This window comes from Pseudomonas sp. ok272 (assembly GCF_900109995.1).
In the GTDB taxonomy this organism is placed as follows: Bacteria; Pseudomonadota; Gammaproteobacteria; order Pseudomonadales; family Pseudomonadaceae; genus Aquipseudomonas.
Genome location: NZ_FOCB01000011.1, coordinates 88,451 through 106,017, shown reverse-complemented (window position 1 = coordinate 106,017; position 17,567 = coordinate 88,451). Strand labels below are relative to the sequence as shown.

Genomic DNA, 17,567 nt, shown 5'->3' with positions numbered 1-17,567 from the left:
GAGGTGCCATGGCCTACATGGAACAACTGCAATCGGGCTTCACCTCCCTGGTCCAGGCCGGGGAGGCGGGCCGCCACAGCATCGACGGCATGCTCGGCCCGGTGAACGGCGCCATCGGCGAAATCACCGGCGCTGCCGACGAGCTGTCCAGTCTGCCCGGCGTACCAGCGGGCGTCGGCGAAAAACTACAGCGGGTCATGCGTGGCATCGGCGCCGCGCAGTCCAAGGTCGGCAGCGTCCTCGCCGTCTACAGCCAGGCCACCCGGGCCATATCCGGCATCGACGAACGCCTGGGCACCCTCAAGGACCAGGCCGCCCGAGCCAGCACCGCCATCAACCAAATCGCCGGTAAAGTCAGCCCCAGCCTGGCCAACATCCTGCCCACCAGCGCCCTGGCGCCGAACGCCACGCCCTTGGCCGAAGCGGTCAAACCGTTCCCGCACCTGCTGATCCTGCAACCACTGCAACCCAATGCCCAACCGTTCTACTTCAACCTGGACACCGCCGCCTTCGACGAACTGCGCCGCCAGACCGAGTTTCGGTGGGCCTCGCAAGAACGCCTCAGCCGGCGTCCAGCGCAACAAGCCGTGGGCCTGGGGGACGAAAAACTCAGCCTCAAAGGCGCGATCTTCCCAAGCTTCAAAGGCGGACTGAAACAACTCGACACCCTGCGCCGCATCGGCGCCCAACTGCTGCCCCTGAACCTCACCACCGGCTACGGCTTCGTCCTCGGCACCTGGTGCCTGCGCAGCCTGGAAGAAGAGCAGGGCGCCTTACTCGCCGGCGGCATCCCACGCAAACAAACCTTCAGCCTGGAGTTCACCCGCTATGGCGACGATCTGCAGAACGTCTGACGGCGACCTGCTCGACACCCTGTGTTACCAGCATTACGGCCACCTCAATGGCACGGTCGAGGCAGTGCTGGCCGCCAACCGGCTGCTGGCAGATGAGCCGCAGCCGTTGCGGGCGGGGTTGTTGATCACCTTCCCGGATATCGCGGAGCCGATGGTGGAGCAGGTGCAGTTGTGGGATTGAGCGCAACGACCCTTTCAAGTCAGAAATACAACTGAAAGCCCTGCCATCGAGCAGGGCTTTGACGTTTATGGAGGTTCACTTTTGAAACCCACCTTCCGGATCGCCGCCGACGGCGCCGACATCACCGCCCTGATCAACGACCGCCTCCTGTTGCTGCGCACCCTGGACAAACCTGGCATGGAGTCGGACGAATTCGAACTGCGGATCGATGACCGCGATGGTGCGGTCGCCTTACCCAAGCGCGGCGCCGGGATCGAGATCTACCTCGGTTACGCCGGCCAGGCCTTGGCACGCATGGGCCGCTACACCGTCGACGACGTCGAAGTTTCCGGCCCGCCCGACACCCTGGTCATCCGTGGCAAGGCCAGCGACATGCGTGGCAGCGGCAAAACCACCCGCAGCGGCAGTTGGGAAAACGTCCCGCTCTCGCGGATCGTCAGTGACATCGCCGCCCGCAACGGCTGGAAACCAGAATGCCCCGTCGCAACAGCCGTCCCTCGCGCCGATCAGTTGAATGAGTCTGACTTCAACTTCATCACCCGGCTGGCCAAGGCCCACGACTGCACTGCCAAGGTCGGCGACGGCAAGCTGCTGGTCCTGCCTCGCCAAAGCGGCCAGACCGCCAGCGGCAAAAGCCTGCCGGCGATCACCATCCGCCGCAGCGACGTCAGCCGCTGGCAATTCCGCTTCACCGACCGCTCCACCCAGAAGGCGGTAAAAACCAAATACCAGGACAAGAAAACCGGCGAGCTGGTCAACCTGACCCTGGACAACGAAGACGCCCCGGCCGGACTGCCCCCGGTTCACACCGACCGCCACATCCACCCCAACAAATCCGCCGCCGAACAAGCCGCCAAGGCCCGATTGGCGGCGTTCAACCGTTCCACGGCTGAGGTGCGGCTGGATATGGTCGGCCGCACCGACCTGTTCGCCGAGCGGCAGATCATCGCCCAAGACTTCAAGCCCGGTCTCGATGGCGACTACCTGGTGGATTCCGTAGAGCAGGTATTTACCCAGTCGGGCTGGAGCACGTCAGTCGAGTGCAACGCCGGCAAACAGGGCAAGTCCAAGGCCGCCGGCAAGAAGCCGAAGAAGTCCAAGGAGGTCAAAGTCCTGGAGCTTTAAAGGCGGTGCTCAGCATCGTCTCGACCTAAACCCCGCGCCGCCTTCGAGCGGTATTTTTTTGCCTGGAGAAACGCAATGCGCGCATCGCAAAAGGGCGTGAGCCTGATCAAGTCCTTCGAGGGACTCCGGTTGAAGTCCTACCAAGACTCGGTCGGCGTCTGGACCATCGGCTACGGCACCACCCGTGGCATTGGCCCGAACATGACCATCACCAATGCGCAGGCCGAGCGGATGTTTTCCAACGACATCGCTCGCTTCGAGCCGGAGCTCGACAGACTGGTCAACGTCCTGCTCAACCAGAACCAGTGGGACGCCCTGATCAGCTTCACCTACAACCTGGGCGCGGCCAACCTGGGATCGTCGACGCTGCTGAGGCTGCTCAACGCGGGCGACTACACCGGCGCCGCTGCCCAGTTCCCGCGCTGGAACAAGGCTGGTGGTCAGGTGCTTGCAGGGCTGAACAAACGCCGGGCGGCGGAACAGCAGATGTTCCTGGAGGCGCCATGACCGGGCTGCACGCGAAGGTCGCCGCCATCTTGCTGCTGATCCTGCTGGCATCCGGCGCCACCTGGAAGGTCCAGGACTGGCGCTACGGCAAACAACTCGCCGCTCAAGCCGGCCTACATCAGGACGATTTGGCAGCCATAAGCAATGTCGCTGCAGCTCAGGTACGGGTCGACCAGGAAAAGCGCCAAGCACTCGAACAACGTCTGTCAGCCAGCGACCAAGCCCACTACGAGAAGTTAACCCATGCTCAAAAAGACCAAACTCGCCTGCGTGATCGCCTTGCCACTGCTGATCTGCGGCTGTCAGTCCTCCTCGACGCCACGGATACAGCCCGTGGCTGTGCACTGCCAACCACCGCCACCACCCGCAGCGTGGTTCATGGAAGCCAGAGAGCCCAACTTGACCCAGCGCATGCTCAACGAATTATCGGAATCACCGGAGAGGGCGATCAAGGACTGATCGCCTTGCGGGCTTGTCAGAATTACCTTAGAGCAGTGTCTATGCCTAAGTGAACGGAATCAGCTTCTCAACGCGTTAGTTGTTTGTGATCTCGGTACTTGTGACTTTGCCATCGGAGAATGTCACGGTGAGACCTGGGCAGGGCACGTCACTTTTATTGCACAGGTAGGTGACAGACTTTGTTGTCGTTTCACCCGCGTTGTTTTTACGAATAACAGTTTTGTATCTATCCATGCCGTAAGCCGCATAGGCTAGGCATTCAGGGTCACCTATTTGCACCCGATGTTGTTCCACTCGTTGTCCTTGTTCATTTGTAAGCTGATGCGTTGAAACTAGCTGATTCATCACATCTGGATTTTGAAAACCTTTCGTGACGCGATAGCTGCCGCAAGTCGCATATGCGTCTTCGTTGGTATTGCTCGTCCAACCACTTTCGTAAGCGCTGGATGGTTGATTAGTGCATGCGACCAGTTGCGATATGGTCAGTAGAACCAGCAGTTTTTTAATCATGAAGGCAACTTCCTTAGTCAGAAAAAGAAGCGGCCAGGTTGAATGCGTCAACATCCAACTCGGCCGCCGTCCCCGCAGAACGTCCCTGCAAGTCCAGCCAAGGCTCCTGCTTCGTGCACAAAGCGGAGCGAGCCTAGCACCTGTTTATCCATACAGTAAAGGTCTTGCTTTCTATGTCCACCCCCATCATTCCCTGGATGGGCGGCAAACGCCGCCTGGCCGACCGTCTCATCCCACTCTTCCCGCCCCACGAATGCTACGTCGAAGTCTTTGCTGGTGGCGCCGCGCTCTACTTCATGCGCCCCCAGGCCGCGCCCGTTGAAGTCCTTAACGACATCAATGGCGACCTGGTCACCCTGTACCGCGTCGTCCAAAACCATCTCGAAGAATTCGTGCGCCAGTTCAAATGGGCACTCAGCTCACGCCAAGTGTTTGAATGGCAAAAGATGACCCGCCCGGAAACCCTCACCGACATCCAGCGCGCCGCTCGATTCTTCTACCTGCAACACCACGCCTTCGCCGGCAAAGTCACCGGCCAAACCTTCGGCACCGCCACCACCGGACCGGCTATCAACCTGCTGCGCATTGAAGAAAACCTCTCGGCCGCCTGGCAACGCCTGTCCGGCACCTACGTCGAAAACCTACCCTGGCTCGACTGCGCCGAACGGTACGATCGGCCGCACACCTTCCATTACATGGACCCGCCTTATTGGCAGACTGCAGGCTATGGGGTGGATTTTCCGTTCGAGAACTACGAACGCATGGCCGACTTTATGCGGCACTGCAAGGGCAGGGTGATGGTCAGCATCAACGACCATCCGGACATCCGACGGGTATTCGAAGGCTTCCATTTCGAGACACTAGATATCCGCTACAGCAACACCAACCAGCGCCAGGGAAAGGCAGAGGTCAGCGACGAGTTGGTGATCATGAACTGGGAGCCGGCGGCGTTGGGAGGGTTGTTCTAGTAGATATAAACTAGCTAACCTGCCGCAGAGTGCCTTATTTCATCTGAGCAGGAGTGCTTCGCGGTGGGGAAAAACTCAGCGTATAGAGAGTCAAAATTACGGGAGCGGGCTCAATTACTTGCCGATGAGCAGGATGTTTCCTTCGAAGATGCGCTGTCCATCGTGAAGGAGCGAAGAGCCGAAACCATGAAGGCACTGAAGCGTTCCGGCAATGGAGCGAAAGTGTTGGTCAAACGCCAGGTTCAATCGACGCCGTTCACTAGGCTCAAAGAGAAAGTCCATGGCTCAACCCGGCCGCTGCAAGGAGGGGCGCCGGGGCAGGGTAAGAGGTCTTAATGGGACAGGAGTGGCCCATTTGAGCCTTAGGGATTTATTACACCTAGTCATTCAATCAAATAGAAATCATCCCTCCCTCTAGGATCAGTTGTTCCGCCCCGGCAGTTGTTACCACGCATTGGTTCCAGGTTTGGAAAAAAGATCAGGCCTTCGGATTCAAAGCTAAATGACAAGGCTTGCATCGTTACGCGGCGTAGTTTTCGAGTGCCAAGTTCAAGCTGTCTAATCGCTTGAGTCGAAACTCCGGACCGAAATGCGAGTGCCTCGACGGACCAACCAAGCATTTCCCTAGCCTTCACACAGTGGGATTCTGAGAAACCAAGAGGGAGATCTTCGGCGAGTAGCCACATCCTTTTATTAATTTCGGCTTGTTTCAGATTTCGGACCTGGTCCAAATCGACAAGTTTTCCAGTCATGGCAAATTTTCCATATTACTGTATTTATATACAGTTATATGGAGAGCGTAAACCAGTTCTGCTGTGTTGGCTAGAGGATGAACGGTTAGGGCAGAATTAGGGCAGATTCAGGGCCGCCACAGGCCGCAATGAGCCATGAGAAACGAACTGAAATTCCTGTTTTGCTGGTCTCTAGCGGTCTACAGAGACATTAGAAGGGGTTCGAATCCCTATCCACGCCCCACACAGGGTCGCGCCGCAACGACCTGTTGAATCCACAACCCTTAGCTGCCCTTCGCACAGGGCAGCTATGGGCCAAATTCGATCGTTAAATCAAGCTGCCCCACATGTCTATATCGAATACCGTCGGCCAAGAAGTGACCTCCAAAGCTTCCCCATGTTTGGAGCTCGATCAGTCACTCTTATGGCCCAGATACCTCGTGTTGTTGGGGTTCATCTGGGAGGACCGGTTGCTGGTCGTTGCTTTGTGCGCAGAATTGTTGGGGTTCAGCGTATTGCTCCGATCATCTGTGTCTCGCGTTGTTAGATGCTCGTTGGGGTAATGGTCCGAAGTCCCCAGGCCGACGACCACGCGCTTTTGCCAAGCAGGGTATTCGCGCGCTGGCTCGCTGGCATCGAACAAGTAATTCCACGAGTCGTACTTATCCCCAATGTCTACTGCAACTCCAGCCAGCATTGCGGTGGCGAACGGGTCCAGCTGGCAAAAGCAAGGGTTTTCCGGGGTAGCGCTTTCGCAGGCCTGACGAATGAGTACTGGGGTCGCGCCACCTAACGCCTCGCAGAGCTCAGAAACTGTATCCACTTGTTTGTGCCGCATACTGCCCTTGGCCACGACCCAAGTGAGCAGGTGACGGTGCCTGGCCGGCAACAAGTGGCTATCTAGAAGAGGGGAATTAGCGGCGAGTTCGGTGACGCGCTTCCAGTTCGAATAGCCTGCCTGCGCTGCAACGAGGTCGAGCGCGGTAGCTAAAGGACAGCCAGAGGTGTTGCGATGAGACTTTGCTGCGCGTTTGAGTTTCTCGACAGCGGTCGCGGTGATATGAGGGTGGTCCATGCGTGCTCCAAAAGTTGAAGCGGATCTATCCAGTGCCCACTGCCGAATTCCGCCAACTATGGAATCTGCGCAAAAGTGAAAACTTCATCGTCCCGGCGAACCAGGTGAGCCGAAGGTGGGCAGCACGCGCCGATGTGCGCGTGCCTGCAATAGTACATCCCTGTACTTACGTTGCGCCAGCTCTTGGATGGGTCTGAAAGGGGGGGTACCTGCTCTAACGTCCGCTTCAGCCGCTTTCTGCCTGTCGTGACCGGCAGAAAGCGGCCAAAAGCAGTCGCTCGACGACTTGCTGGCGAAATGCTACCTTCGGGCGAAACGCTCGGCTGCCTTCCCTGTTTCGGGTGCTCCGTCGAACGGCGCTACAGCCTAATCATTCGAGTACGCAAAAATGAAGTACAACATTAAAAAATACTCTTCAAAACTGAAGAAAAGAATTCTCATCGGAAAAGACCCCAGGATTTTAGTAGCAGCAATTTCGGAATTTGAGTTGGAAACTGACTCGATTACAAAAAATATCCTTTCAACGACAAAAACTAGAATTGAGTGCAGAAGAGGATGCCACCATTGCTGCAACCTGAGAGTTGAAATTCTACCTCCTGAGGCTTTTCTAATCGCAAATCACGTCAAATCACTACCCGTCGAACGAAGAGAGCTATTGGTAAGTAAACTACGCGAACACGCCATATATGCTAAAGATAAAACCTTTCATGCATACAACAAGACATGTGCTTTTCTATCAGAAAGTGGAGAGTGCCAGATTTATTCTGTACGCCCACATAAATGCCGCTCAAACATATCGACTAGCGTAAAGGCGTGCATTTCAACGCGCAACGCCGAGGAAGTCCAAGAAATAAAATACCTCCACGACGTAATTACTGCTGAGACAGTTAATAAATACAAGTCAAAAGGATGTGTCATGCACCCAACCGAATTAACGCAAGGCGTTTTGGCCGCCTTAGACAATGAGGAACTTCCTGAAAAATGGGCAAATGGCGCGCAGGTTTACGAGTTGTTACCGGAAAGGATAATGCTCTAACAACTGTTTAAAATTGCTAATTACGCTTTTTTTGGCCAGCTAAAGCCTCAGCGTTAACCAGGCGTGAGGGTCCGCTATGGGTCGCTTTCTGCCTCTCGCGATGGGCAGAGAACGGCCAGGAGCAGTCGTTCACCTAGGCCGGCACTTGCTCGCTAAAATGTCCGATACACTCGCAATTGGCATTCATTTTTCGAAAAAAATACTGGTCGTTTGGTAACCGTCAACATGCTATTGACGGCTTCTGTATGCACCCAATGCAAAGCGTTCTTGTCATCGACACGGTTACTGTCGTGGGGCTCAAGATTCATTTACTGCCATCACTTATTCATCGCGGATACTTAGTGCTTGAAAAGTGGATCGGAGTTCACGGAACGCTACTATTGCCTTGTCGACCGCAACTGAAGGGATGCAGTCTTTCCTTCCGTGACTCAAGTCGTTGCGCAGACTGTCGCTCCGAACGGTCACAAGCGATCTTTTGAGGCTACGCACATCAGCGGGTTTTGCGACTCCTACTTCCTTCAAAAAATTAAATCGCTGAAACGCCGACGGTGGATTGGCTGAGCGAGGTGTATCGATCGCAACCGGCGCCGCCTTGAACAGCTCGCAGGAAATGCAAATCGATTCGCCCAACAAAAAACGACTAAGTTTGTCGGATACTTCGAACTTCTCACATAAAGAGACTAAGAAGCAGTCAATCATTGCCTCTGCAGCGGAGTTCAAAAGATAGTAGGCCCCAACCAAGTTTTCGGTACCTCGTTGGATAAGCGCCTGGGCATACAGATTTTCATGCATCGCCATCTCTCCGACCGACAGTCGTTCGGTCAAGAGCTGACATTTTTCTGGGGTAACCTGCTGCCGAGACAGGGTATCTACCAGAGAGAATCCCCCAAAGGTCAACGCAATCGATAGATGGAATGTGGCACCATCTCCGTCGTACTGTGTAGTAACTATATTTCCGATGTCGCGCGATGAAGCCATGACAATTCGAAGCGACTCGTCTACCAATTTCGATTCCAGCACAACCCGGTTCACGACCGAGAGCGCAAGACGTCTATTCCATGGTTCCGTTTGGTCGCTTTCGATATTGGGGCCGCTCCAGTAGTTGTCGGTGCAAGTGAACCCTTTTGCTGTGACTTCCACTCGTGAGAAGTGCCGGTCGTCCACACGAGAAGACACATCGTCAGCGACGAAGCCCTCGACGGAAATAGTCATTTTCCCGCCCGGATGCGTTACTTCGTACTTACCATCGGGTAAAGGCAGAGCAAACGGAAGCTTGAAAGCTACAGTGAAGTAAGGGTCTTTCCCCGCCTGGATGAGACCGACCAACCCCAAGAGTTTTGTATTGTATTCGTCTAACGCCGAAGGGTTGGGTGTAAAAGTAGTACATCTTACTAGAAGCTCTTCGGCCGCCCTGACTTCATCAATCGAGCATGTATTCTCATAATATTGAAATATCACGGCGCTCAGATTGCGCTGCATCAAGCACGCGTGGTTGTGATATCCAACTGGGGGTTCGGAATGAATATTGGGTACGACAAGCGACATATACTTAGGAAAAATGCGCGTGAATTCATTGTAGAGATTAGCTTCGGATGCGCTGTACAGCGCATAAGCGAGATTGAGAAATACTTCGGTAAAATGCCCTGAACTCTTATATTTGGATGGAAGCTCTGTCGTTAGACCTACCCTCACCGAGCTCAGATAATCTTTCTCTTTCCAGAAGGTACGAGCCTTGGGTATTGAATCGTTTGTCACTTGAAGCCCTTCCCACGATATTCATTTACGGAATGGTAATATACAAGCAATCAACACATTGAATAGGCCCGATCCCGTAGACGCTTTCGAGCGCCTCCTTCTGGTCGGTTGCAGTCAATCGCGAGAGACCACTTTGGGTCGATTTCAGCCGGTCGCCACTGGCCGAAATCGGCCAAAAGCAGACTGTTGCGCAGGGTGGTCGCGTTCTTACTACTGCTAATCGTATTGTCATGGCGATGGTTGCCGATATTTTAAAGAACGAGATTCTGCCATATTAAGCATTCAATAGAGTTTAGATTACGATAATGGAACTTGACTGAGGAGACTCAGCCTCTTCATCAATAGAATAAAGGGGGAACTGATCGGGCATCACCAGAGGCGACGGTCTATACAGAATTTTTTCGCCTACAACTTCTTGGTAGTAGTAATTGTTAGCTGGAGATATATAGTCTACAAATAATTCGAGAGTCGAAATTAATTCAAGTATATCTTTGTGCCACCCCGACTTGATCATGTCGAGTATTTTTTGGTGACCAGAATCCTCGATATCCTCAAGGTGGCCGAAATGTCCATCGACTAAACCCTTGAGACTACGAACTGCGCGCCGATAATCTTTCGTAAAGCAATTAGATTTTGAAAAGTGCAGGATCCAACGCTCTACAGCCTCGCTTCGATTTAGACTTATTTCACCTTTGATCGAATCATCTCCATGCTTGTTCTTATCAGATACACCAATGCCAAATGTGCAATACTTGTCTTTCATTGGTTTATCTTTGTAGTACGAGGGTAGGAATAAGGATTCGCCGTGATTCCCTTCAACTTCTCCAACAAATCCGATCGTCTCTTCATCATTTGAAATCAATATAAACAAATCAGAATTCTTTAAAGTTTCATCCAGACTCAATCCGGGGGTTTTAGTTCTTGGATAAGCCTTCACCCCCCGAGGTAGAAGCATCAAAACTCTTGTTTTGTTATAGTTTCTTTGGGCAAAATGAAACTCAGAATCAGTGCCCACCTTAAATATGTTCATTTTGCTTATGTTAAAGTCTTTAATTTCATACTCGCTCAATACGCTCGCACATAACTCTTTGAAGTATGAGATTCCAGTTTTTGTTTTAAGGAAGTCAACCATGACATATTCGAATGCATGGTTTAAGACCGTATTTTCCATTTTTCCGAAGAAGCCACTTTCTCTAAGTGCGCCCTTATAGTCTTGCAAGCTTGAACTATAGCCCCAATTAAAAGGAAGGTTTTTCTGATAGCGCACAGTTTTCAATATCGCGCAGTAAAAAGATGCCCAGTACGATGCGGTATCCCCAATGATGCCTCTCGCAGCTTGAGGTAATAGTACGGTAGTGTCAGTATTCAATTTTCACCTCGAAATCATTGAATTTAGTTATTGGTATACCTATAGGTTCTATTTCGCTATGCGCCCAGCCTTCGTATATTTAGCTTATAGTTTCTTTTGAAAAAACGCTTTACTGACTAACGCTAGGCCCGACGTCAGCTACTCGTACTTCACTTATACGTTTAGCGAAGTTTCGTAAAAGCCGTGATGTCTATCGATGAATTCGGCAGCAGCCTAGGGCACGCTACTGATTTGCCATCACGCTGTCCACCGCTACTAGTAACCTGTAGCCGCCTGGGCTGACCATCACCTCCTGGCCAATAGTGATCGCTTGCCAACGTCCACTTATGGCCGACTCTTGCCTGTGCGGAGGACAGCTATCGGGTCGATAGCTGTCTGTTGGTCCTCACTCAGGTGCCATCAACACGGCCAGCGTCAGTTTGATGAATTCTTCGTTCTTGTCGATAGTATCCAGGGCACCACGGACATTGTCGGCTACGTCTGCCGAGCCGCGCTGCTCGACCCAATTTGAAAGCTCCATGATGGCGGCCTCCAGGGCAAGCTGGTTTTCATTGATCTTGAACAGTAGGGAAGGGAGCAGGTCAGAGTTGGGCATTGTGAATTCTCCGTGGAGATTTCAGCGTAGCAGTCAGTTTTTTCGTCAGCAGGACGTCGGGGGAGGGTATGCAGTTTCGGTATGGGTCAAAAACTTCCCGCTGGGACCAACCCTGGGACCAACGGGTGTATTTTCGTGCGTTATCGGTGATTACTCACGATGATTTCGCCCAGTAAATACTGATCACCAGCAATCATTTGAATGCGTTTTATAGCGCATCGTGATGTTAGCTGTGGAGATCAATTACTTTACCTATCAATGGGTTGCGAGCTGCGCTTTTTGGGCTTTGGCCATTCCTGGGGCATTTTGGAGCGTGTCCATTTCCCCCCGGTCACCACTTGAGTTCAACCAGCGCGCATAAGTCCAGAGCAGCATCTGGACGCTGTGTCCAAGCTGTTGTGCGATTAAATGCGGGATTCATGCCAGACAATTGCGCGCATTGTCGCATAAGTACGGCGGCAGTTGTACGGTGGACGATAACGAGTCGCCAGCGTCCTCAGGCCGTCCACGCTCAAATTGTCCTGTGTTCCCGGTGACGCAGTGGCCGGAGGCGTCAACCCCGCAATCGTCGCCGGCGTCTTTACCCTGCCTCCTTCACCCCGCATCATGCGCCGCGCGAACACATACCGGTGGTACGCGCTATCCGTGGTGAAAAGGAACTGCAGTTGAACGAACAGACATTGTCCATGCGCCTGGAGCGCGTGGCGGCGCATGTGCCAGCGGGTGCGCGCCTGGCCGATATCGGCTCGGACCACGGCTATTTGCCGGTGGCGTTGATGCGCCGTGGTGCGATCACGGCGGCGGTGGCCGGTGAGGTGGCGATGACGCCGTTCCACGCGGCTGAACGCACCGTGCGCGACAATGAACTGTCTGCGCGGATCACCGTGCGCCTGGCCAACGGCCTGGCGGCGATCGAACCGCAAGACGGGATCACGGCGATCAGCATCTGTGGCATGGGCGGCGAGACGATCCGCGACATCCTCGACAGCGACAAGGCGCGCTTGAGCGGCCGCGAGCGCTTGATCCTGCAGCCCAACGGCGGCGAGCAGCCACTGCGCCAATGGCTGATGGACAATGGCTACGGCATCCTCTGCGAGGAAATACTGCGGGAAAACCGGTTTTACTACGAAATCATCGTCGCCGAGCGTATCGGACCGGTGCAGTACACCGCCGAGCAGTTGTACTTCGGCCCGCTGCAGATGCAGGCACGCAGCCCAGCGTTCCTGGGCAAGTGGCAGCGCATCCTGCGCGAGAAGCACAAGACCCTGGCCAACTTCGCCCAGGCACGGCAAGCGGTGCCCGAAGACAAAGTGCAGGACGTCGCCCGACAGGCCCGGTGGATCACGCAATTGCTGGCTTGAAGCCAGGCCACGATGAGGCCGCAGACGCTCGTTACGCCGGGTGTTTCAGGCCTCGAAGTTGCGCGTTGTGCTGTCGCAATCCGGTTGAGTTGGCGGTGTGCCCGTGATGTTTTTTGTACGCGGATGAGTTGAAATTATCGATAGGTGGCATTGCAATATCATTTTGGTTTCGTATGATGGCGCAATCGCCGTTCGTCGGGCGATACAACTATGGACCTCACTCGCGAGAAACGGACTATGAAAAAGACAACTTGCCTTGCAGCAGTCACTATGGCTTTGGCGTTGACAGGCTGTGCGGAACTCCAGCACGCAACTGGCATGGCGCCAGCCGCACCGACTCAGGCACAGCCTCAAGTCGTCGCGACTCAAGACGCAACGCAAGCACCTGCCACCAATCAAGTCGCCACGACTGCTGCGCCAGCAGAGCCGTCATTCGTAGGTGATATGGTTAAAACTGCCAGCGACTCGGTGAAATCGGAAGCTGGCAGCGCTGTGCGCAGCACTATTCGTGGGCTGTTTAGCAATTAATTCGCTAAACCTGATGCAGCGGTAACCCTCTTTATTCATTCGAGGATTATCGTGGTGTTCCGAATCAGCGAGAAACCCTGCCAGTAACTGCGCAGGGTTTTTTCATTTTGGGGCCAGGGCGCGGTCGCTGCGGCGCCTTAGGGTTGCTTTTTCAGGTGCTGGGCCAGGGCAGCGAACGCCGGCAGGGTGATCGGGTCGTTGGCCGCGTTGGCGGCCACCGGGTTCGAGGCGAAACGCACGATCACCATCTCGGCCTTGGGATCGATATAGATGCTTTGGCCATGGACACCGCGGGCCATGAACGCGTCGTCCGGGTTATGGCTGACCCACCACATGTTGCGATAGCTGAAGCCTTGCAGCAGTCCGTAACCGGCCTTGGCGAAGGCGGCCTTGTCACCACCCCTCCGAATGTCGTCGACCACCGCCTTGGGCACGATCTGCTGGCCGTTGAACGTGCCGTCGTTGCGTAGCATCTCGCCGAAACGCGCCATGTCCCGCAGGCCGGCGTTCAGGCCGCCGCCGGCAAATGGCGTACCGATTGAATCGACGGTGAAATAGGCATCCTGCTCGGCACCCAGGCGACTCCAGATCCGCTGTGAGAGCAGTTCGGCGACGTTCTGCCCAGTGACGCGCGCAATCACCCAGCCCAGTACGTCGGTGTTGATGGTCTTGTAGCCAAAGGACTCGCCATGGTGCCCCAAGGGTTGCACCGTCTGTAGGAACTCGTAGTAGCTGCGCGGGCCGGTGTAGTCCTTGGGTTTTGGCAGTGGGCTGCCGGCGTTGGCGTGGGCCCAAACCTCGGCGTTCGGGTCGGCATAGTCTTCGCTGTATTTAAGGCCGGTGGTCATGTCCAGCACCTGGCGCACGGTGGCATTGCCAAAGGCTGACTGGGCCAGTTCCGGCACGTAGTCGGCAACACGCTTGTTGGGGTCGATCTTGCCTTCGGCCACCAGCGTCGCGCCCAGGGTCCCCACCAGCGACTTGGTGACGGACATCGCGGCGTGCTGGCCATCATCCTTCAGCACCCCGAAATAGCGTTCATAGACCACGTTGCCGCGATGCAGCACGATAATCCCATCGGTGTAGGTGGCGGGCAGCGACTGTTCCCAGGTCATCGACTGCTTTGTGCCCAGGGGCGTGAAGGCCAGCCCATTGATCTGCGTGTCCGGTGACTGAACCAATACGCCAGGCGCCCCGAGCCCTCGGGAGACGTTCAGGGTGGGCATCAGTTGGCGAAAGTGCGAGACGCTCCAGCGCATCTGCGGGAACTTGAAGTAGCTGCCATCGGCGAATCGAATGATGCGATCGGCCGGGGGGGGCGAGCCAACCATCCAGCCCAGCGTCGCCGGGTCGCTGGCGGCAGCATCGGGGTAAGTCGTAGCGCCGGCGGTGGCCGCGGTCAGGGTGGCGAGCAGGGCGAGGGTGAAACGGGCGGCGGGCGTCATTGGCGCGGTCTTCCATGAACAGGAGATGTGCCATGGTGCCCGGAGTTGAGCGCCGAGAACAGACCCGTGCACTGAAGAACCACGCAGACGCTTTTCACAATTGCAGGTTCACCATTGATTACAAAATGTGACTAGAATGTCGCGCAATGGCCATGAGCTACTTTCGTGCTTGGGGCCATCCGTTGAATTTCAGACGTTGCGCTCATATCAGCCCCTCGGCGCGCAGCATGTACTTTTTCTGACGTGTGACGACTACCTTGAAGCTGATCATTGTTGCCCTTTACCTGCTATCCATCACCTATGTGCACCTGCGCGGCCGCGTACGGCACAAGGTGGGGCGCCAGTTGGGCGACCACTCGACGTTTCTCGCACCGATCAACTGCTTTCTCTATCTGTTCTCGAAGATCCCCAACAAACCTTACCTCGATCCTGCCGACTTCCCTGACTTGAGCCCCTTGCAGGCCCATTGGCAGGACATTCGCGCCGAAGGCCAGAACCTGCTGCGGGCAGGGGAGATCAAGCGCTCGGAGCAGTACGACGACGTGGGCTTCAACTCGTTTTTCAAGACGGGCTGGAAGCGCTTCTACCTGAAGTGGTACGGCGAGAGTCACCCCTCGGCGACCAGGTTGTGCCCCCGTACCACCGAACTGCTGCAGGGCATTGGTTCGATCAAGGCGGCGATGTTCGCCGAGCTGCCGCCGGGCGCCAGGCTGGTGCGCCACCGCGACCCCTATGCCGGCTCCTACCGCTACCACTTGGGCCTGGAGACGCCCAACGATGAGGGCTGCTACATCGAGGTCGATGGCGAGCGCTACCATTGGCGGGACGGCGAGGCGGTGATGTTCGACGAGACCTACATTCACTACGCCGAAAACACCACCGCGCAGAATCGCATCATCCTGTTCTGCGATGTCGAACGACCGCTGAAGTACCGCTGGGCGAGTGCGTTCAATGGTTGGTTCAGCCGCAACGTCATGGCGGCTGCCGGCGCGCCGAACGATGGGGGCGACAGGACCGGCGGCTTGAACCGGGCTTTCGCCAGGCTGTACAGGATTCGCCTGCGTGGCAAGGCGCTGAAAAAGCGCAATCGCACGCGTTACTACCTGGAAAAGTGGACGATCGTCAGCGCTGTGTTGGCGGTGATCGTGCTGCTGTGAGGGTGGCTGGACTCGTCAGGTAGCGGGCCGGCAGAGCGTTTTTCCTGCGCGGGGTAAGGGTTGTGTAAACAGGGAGTATTTCCTTCACAGCGGCCAGCCATGGGCGTAGCGTGTGTGCCAAGACTCCCTATCTGCATGCGTTGGAGGAACTCCATCATGAACCGGTTGATGCTTGGCTGCTCCGCGCTGGCCTTGAGCGGCGTGCTGGGCACCTTGACCCAGGCCAGCGCCGATCTCGGCATGCTAGCAGCCGTGGGCGAGCCGTCGATGCTGTTGGCGCAGAACCTGCCGGGCAACACGGCCAATCCCTACAACAGCCCCATTCGGCGGATCAATCCCAACAGCATGCAGGGCACCCAGCCCAGCACGCCGGTCATTCGCGGACCCAGCACCCTGCCTGTTCCCCGGACGCCGACCGTGGAGAACGGCGGCATCGGCAACGGTTATCCGCGCCCCGGAACTCCAGCCGGCACGATCCAGTCGGATACCTTACCCACGCCACCGAGCAGGGACTCGGGCACCAACACCCGGTGAACGGCGTTGATTCAGGTTGGCTTGCAACGGGACGAACAAAAGGAATGCTGCATGCGGCGTAAAACACTGTTGGCCACCTTCTGCGCCACTGTTCTGAGCGCTGCGTTACCCGTGTGGGCGGCGCAAACTCAACACCTGCAAAGTGAACAGGGCACGCTTGAGGTGACCCGCATCGTCAGCGGCCTGGATCATCCCTGGGCCCTGGCGTTTCTTCCGGATCGGCAGGGCATGCTGGTCACCGAGCGGCCGGGCAATCTGCGGTGGGTCAGCGCCGATGGCCGATTGTCCGCTGCGCTGGGTGGCGTGCCGAAGGTCTGGGCCAAGGGCCAGGGTGGTCTGCTCGATGTCGCGTTGTCACCGGACTTCAAGGCCGACCGCATGGTTTACCTGTCGTATGCCGAAGGCGGTGGTGAGGATGGCAAGGCGGGCACGGCAGTGGGCCGTGGTCGACTGGCCGACGATCTGAGCGCGTTGGTGGATTTCAAGGTGATCTTCCGCCAGGAACCCAAGCTCTCGACGAGTAATCACTTTGGCTCGCGGTTGGTGTTCGATCGCGACGGCTATCTGTTTATCACCCTGGGTGAAAACAACGTACGCGAGACCGCCCAGGACCTGGACAAGCTACAAGGCAAGATTGTACGGATCTACCCGGATGGCAAGGTGCCGGATGACAACCCGTTTGTCGCCCAAGCCGGCGTGCGCCCGGAAATCTGGTCCTACGGCCAGCGCAACCCCCAGGGCGCGGCGCTCAATCCGTGGACGGGGACGCTGTGGGAGAGCGAGCACGGCCCCAAGGGCGGCGATGAAATCAATATCATCGAGCGCGGGCAAAACTACGGCTGGCCGCTGGCGACCCACGGCGTCAACTATTCGGGGCTGGCGATCCCGGAAGCCTTGGGCCAGCGCGTCGCCGGTATGGCTGAGCCGCACCATGTCTGGGAGCGGTCGCCGGGCATCAGCGGCATGGCATTCTACGACGGCGATCGTTTCAAGGCCTGGCAGCACAACCTGTTCATTGGCGCCTTGGCCAGCCAGGAGTTGATCCGCCTGCAACTTGACGGCGATCAGGTCGTCCATGAAGAACGCTTGCTGGGTGAACTCAAGGCGCGTATTCGCGATGTGCGGCAGGGCCCGGATGGTTACGTGTACGTGCTCACCGATGCAGACGATGGCGGCGTGTACAGGGTTGGCCTGAAGTGACGTTGCTTCAAGCGGCGAGGGTGGGCGCGGTGATGAACTGGCCATTGACTTGCCATCAGCGTGCGGCTAACGTCCAGCCATGACGTTCACCGTATCGCGCCGCCAGCCAAGCATTATTACCGCCATTCCTTATTGGCGGGCTAGCTGACGGCTGCACCGAACCCGCCCTAGAGGCGG

General features: G+C 56.2%; 18 protein-coding genes. 11 read left to right on the top strand and 7 right to left on the bottom strand.

Annotation, left to right across the window (positions count from 1 at the left end; translation table 11 throughout):
• The first annotated feature begins 8 nt into the window (after window positions 1–8).
• The 5 genes from BMW74_RS16750 (at window position 9) to BMW74_RS16730 (ending at window position 3,179) form a co-directional block, all read left to right on the top strand.
• Complete coding sequence (locus BMW74_RS16750) at window positions 9–854, top strand: phage tail protein (RefSeq protein ID WP_093423616.1); 846 nt, start codon at window positions 9–11, stop codon at window positions 852–854.
• Window positions 829–1,035 (top strand): tail protein X, encoded by a 207-nt coding sequence (locus tag BMW74_RS16745; RefSeq protein ID WP_093423612.1) that lies wholly within the window; start codon window positions 829–831, stop codon window positions 1,033–1,035. Before BMW74_RS16750 ends, BMW74_RS16745 begins: the two co-directional genes overlap by 26 nt.
• A gap of 81 nt (window positions 1,036–1,116) precedes the next feature.
• Window positions 1,117–2,160 carry a phage late control D family protein gene (locus tag BMW74_RS16740; RefSeq protein WP_093423608.1) on the top strand — a complete coding sequence of 348 codons (1,044 nt, stop codon included), beginning with the start codon at window positions 1,117–1,119 and terminating at the stop codon, window positions 2,158–2,160.
• 75 nt (window positions 2,161–2,235) lie between these two features.
• A complete protein-coding gene (locus tag BMW74_RS16735; RefSeq protein ID WP_093423603.1) occupies window positions 2,236–2,667 on the top strand; it encodes a lysozyme in 432 nt (143 codons plus the stop codon).
• Window positions 2,664–3,179: a lysis system spanin subunit gene (locus BMW74_RS16730; protein ID WP_093423597.1), complete on the top strand. Its 516-nt coding sequence runs from the start codon at window positions 2,664–2,666 to the stop codon at window positions 3,177–3,179. The genes BMW74_RS16735 and BMW74_RS16730 overlap by 4 nt, the downstream gene beginning before the upstream one ends.
• A gap of 22 nt (window positions 3,180–3,201) precedes the next feature.
• Here BMW74_RS16730 and BMW74_RS24905 read toward each other — a convergent pair whose 3' ends face one another.
• Complete coding sequence (locus BMW74_RS24905; RefSeq protein WP_139208421.1) at window positions 3,202–3,636, bottom strand: hypothetical protein; 435 nt, start codon at window positions 3,634–3,636, stop codon at window positions 3,202–3,204.
• A 173-nt stretch (window positions 3,637–3,809) separates the two neighbouring features.
• On the opposite strand from BMW74_RS24905, the gene BMW74_RS16725 reads away from it, so the two are divergent.
• A complete protein-coding gene (locus tag BMW74_RS16725; RefSeq protein ID WP_093423592.1) occupies window positions 3,810–4,604 on the top strand; it encodes a DNA adenine methylase in 795 nt (264 codons plus the stop codon).
• A gap of 383 nt (window positions 4,605–4,987) precedes the next feature.
• On the opposite strand, the gene BMW74_RS16715 is transcribed toward BMW74_RS16725, so the two are convergent.
• Entirely contained in the window at window positions 4,988–5,356 is a 369-nt protein-coding gene (locus BMW74_RS16715) for a helix-turn-helix domain-containing protein (RefSeq protein ID WP_093423582.1), read from the bottom strand.
• Window positions 5,357–5,747: 391 nt separating this feature from the next.
• A complete protein-coding gene (locus BMW74_RS16710) occupies window positions 5,748–6,410 on the bottom strand; it encodes a P-loop NTPase family protein (RefSeq protein ID WP_093423577.1) in 663 nt (220 codons plus the stop codon).
• Window positions 6,411–6,798: 388 nt separating this feature from the next.
• Here BMW74_RS16710 and BMW74_RS16705 point away from each other — a divergent pair, with 388 nt between their 5' ends.
• Window positions 6,799–7,446, top strand: a complete 648-nt coding sequence (locus BMW74_RS16705) for a YkgJ family cysteine cluster protein (RefSeq protein WP_093423572.1) — start codon at window positions 6,799–6,801, stop codon at window positions 7,444–7,446.
• Window positions 7,447–7,767: 321 nt separating this feature from the next.
• Here the strand turns inward: BMW74_RS16705 and BMW74_RS16700 are convergent, their stop codons facing one another.
• The 3 genes from BMW74_RS16700 to BMW74_RS16690 all read right to left on the bottom strand — a co-directional run bounded on the left by BMW74_RS16700 (window position 7,768) and on the right by BMW74_RS16690 (window position 11,165).
• Window positions 7,768–9,201, bottom strand: coding sequence for a hypothetical protein (locus tag BMW74_RS16700; protein ID WP_139208420.1), 1,434 nt, complete (start codon window positions 9,199–9,201; stop codon window positions 7,768–7,770).
• A gap of 292 nt (window positions 9,202–9,493) precedes the next feature.
• Entirely contained in the window at window positions 9,494–10,570 is a 1,077-nt protein-coding gene (locus BMW74_RS16695) for a hypothetical protein (RefSeq protein ID WP_139208419.1), read from the bottom strand.
• 385 nt (window positions 10,571–10,955) lie between these two features.
• On the bottom strand, window positions 10,956–11,165 hold the full coding sequence (locus BMW74_RS16690) for a hypothetical protein (RefSeq protein ID WP_093423558.1): 210 nt from the start codon (window positions 11,163–11,165) through the stop codon (window positions 10,956–10,958).
• Window positions 11,166–11,830: 665 nt separating this feature from the next.
• Between BMW74_RS16690 and BMW74_RS16680 the strand changes: the two genes are divergently transcribed.
• Window positions 11,831–12,526 (top strand): tRNA (adenine(22)-N(1))-methyltransferase, encoded by a 696-nt coding sequence (locus BMW74_RS16680; protein ID WP_305881715.1) that lies wholly within the window; start codon window positions 11,831–11,833, stop codon window positions 12,524–12,526.
• Window positions 12,527–13,191: 665 nt separating this feature from the next.
• Here the strand turns inward: BMW74_RS16680 and BMW74_RS16675 are convergent.
• Window positions 13,192–14,499: a serine hydrolase domain-containing protein gene (locus BMW74_RS16675; protein WP_093423549.1), complete on the bottom strand. Its 1,308-nt coding sequence runs from the start codon at window positions 14,497–14,499 to the stop codon at window positions 13,192–13,194.
• A 257-nt stretch (window positions 14,500–14,756) separates the two neighbouring features.
• On the opposite strand from BMW74_RS16675, the gene lpxO reads away from it, so the two are divergent.
• The 3 genes from lpxO to BMW74_RS16660 all read left to right on the top strand — a co-directional run bounded on the left by lpxO (window position 14,757) and on the right by BMW74_RS16660 (window position 17,390).
• Window positions 14,757–15,656 (top strand): lipid A hydroxylase LpxO, encoded by a 900-nt coding sequence (lpxO, locus tag BMW74_RS16670; protein WP_093423546.1) that lies wholly within the window; start codon window positions 14,757–14,759, stop codon window positions 15,654–15,656.
• Between the two features lie 156 nt (window positions 15,657–15,812).
• Window positions 15,813–16,190 carry a hypothetical protein gene (locus BMW74_RS16665; protein ID WP_093423543.1) on the top strand — a complete coding sequence of 126 codons (378 nt, stop codon included), beginning with the start codon at window positions 15,813–15,815 and terminating at the stop codon, window positions 16,188–16,190.
• 51 nt (window positions 16,191–16,241) lie between these two features.
• Window positions 16,242–17,390, top strand: coding sequence for a PQQ-dependent sugar dehydrogenase (locus BMW74_RS16660; RefSeq protein WP_093423540.1), 1,149 nt, complete (start codon window positions 16,242–16,244; stop codon window positions 17,388–17,390).
• The last annotated feature ends 177 nt before the right edge of the window (window positions 17,391–17,567 follow it).

Coding starts and splice junctions, on each gene's coding strand:
- BMW74_RS16710 (WP_093423577.1), bottom strand. CDS start 6,410: ATGGACCACCCTCATATCACCGCGACCGCTGTCGAGAAACTCAAACGC.
- BMW74_RS16690 (WP_093423558.1), bottom strand. CDS start 11,165: ATGCCCAACTCTGACCTGCTCCCTTCCCTACTGTTCAAGATCAATGAA.
- BMW74_RS16665 (WP_093423543.1), top strand. CDS start 15,813: ATGAACCGGTTGATGCTTGGCTGCTCCGCGCTGGCCTTGAGCGGCGTG.
- BMW74_RS16715 (WP_093423582.1), bottom strand. CDS start 5,356: ATGACTGGAAAACTTGTCGATTTGGACCAGGTCCGAAATCTGAAACAA.
- BMW74_RS16725 (WP_093423592.1), top strand. CDS start 3,810: ATGTCCACCCCCATCATTCCCTGGATGGGCGGCAAACGCCGCCTGGCC.
- BMW74_RS16705 (WP_093423572.1), top strand. CDS start 6,799: ATGAAGTACAACATTAAAAAATACTCTTCAAAACTGAAGAAAAGAATT.
- BMW74_RS16750 (WP_093423616.1), top strand. CDS start 9: ATGGCCTACATGGAACAACTGCAATCGGGCTTCACCTCCCTGGTCCAG.
- BMW74_RS16735 (WP_093423603.1), top strand. CDS start 2,236: ATGCGCGCATCGCAAAAGGGCGTGAGCCTGATCAAGTCCTTCGAGGGA.
- BMW74_RS24905 (WP_139208421.1), bottom strand. CDS start 3,636: ATGATTAAAAAACTGCTGGTTCTACTGACCATATCGCAACTGGTCGCA.
- BMW74_RS16660 (WP_093423540.1), top strand. CDS start 16,242: ATGCGGCGTAAAACACTGTTGGCCACCTTCTGCGCCACTGTTCTGAGC.
- BMW74_RS16745 (WP_093423612.1), top strand. CDS start 829: ATGGCGACGATCTGCAGAACGTCTGACGGCGACCTGCTCGACACCCTG.
- BMW74_RS16730 (WP_093423597.1), top strand. CDS start 2,664: ATGACCGGGCTGCACGCGAAGGTCGCCGCCATCTTGCTGCTGATCCTG.
- BMW74_RS16675 (WP_093423549.1), bottom strand. CDS start 14,499: ATGACGCCCGCCGCCCGTTTCACCCTCGCCCTGCTCGCCACCCTGACC.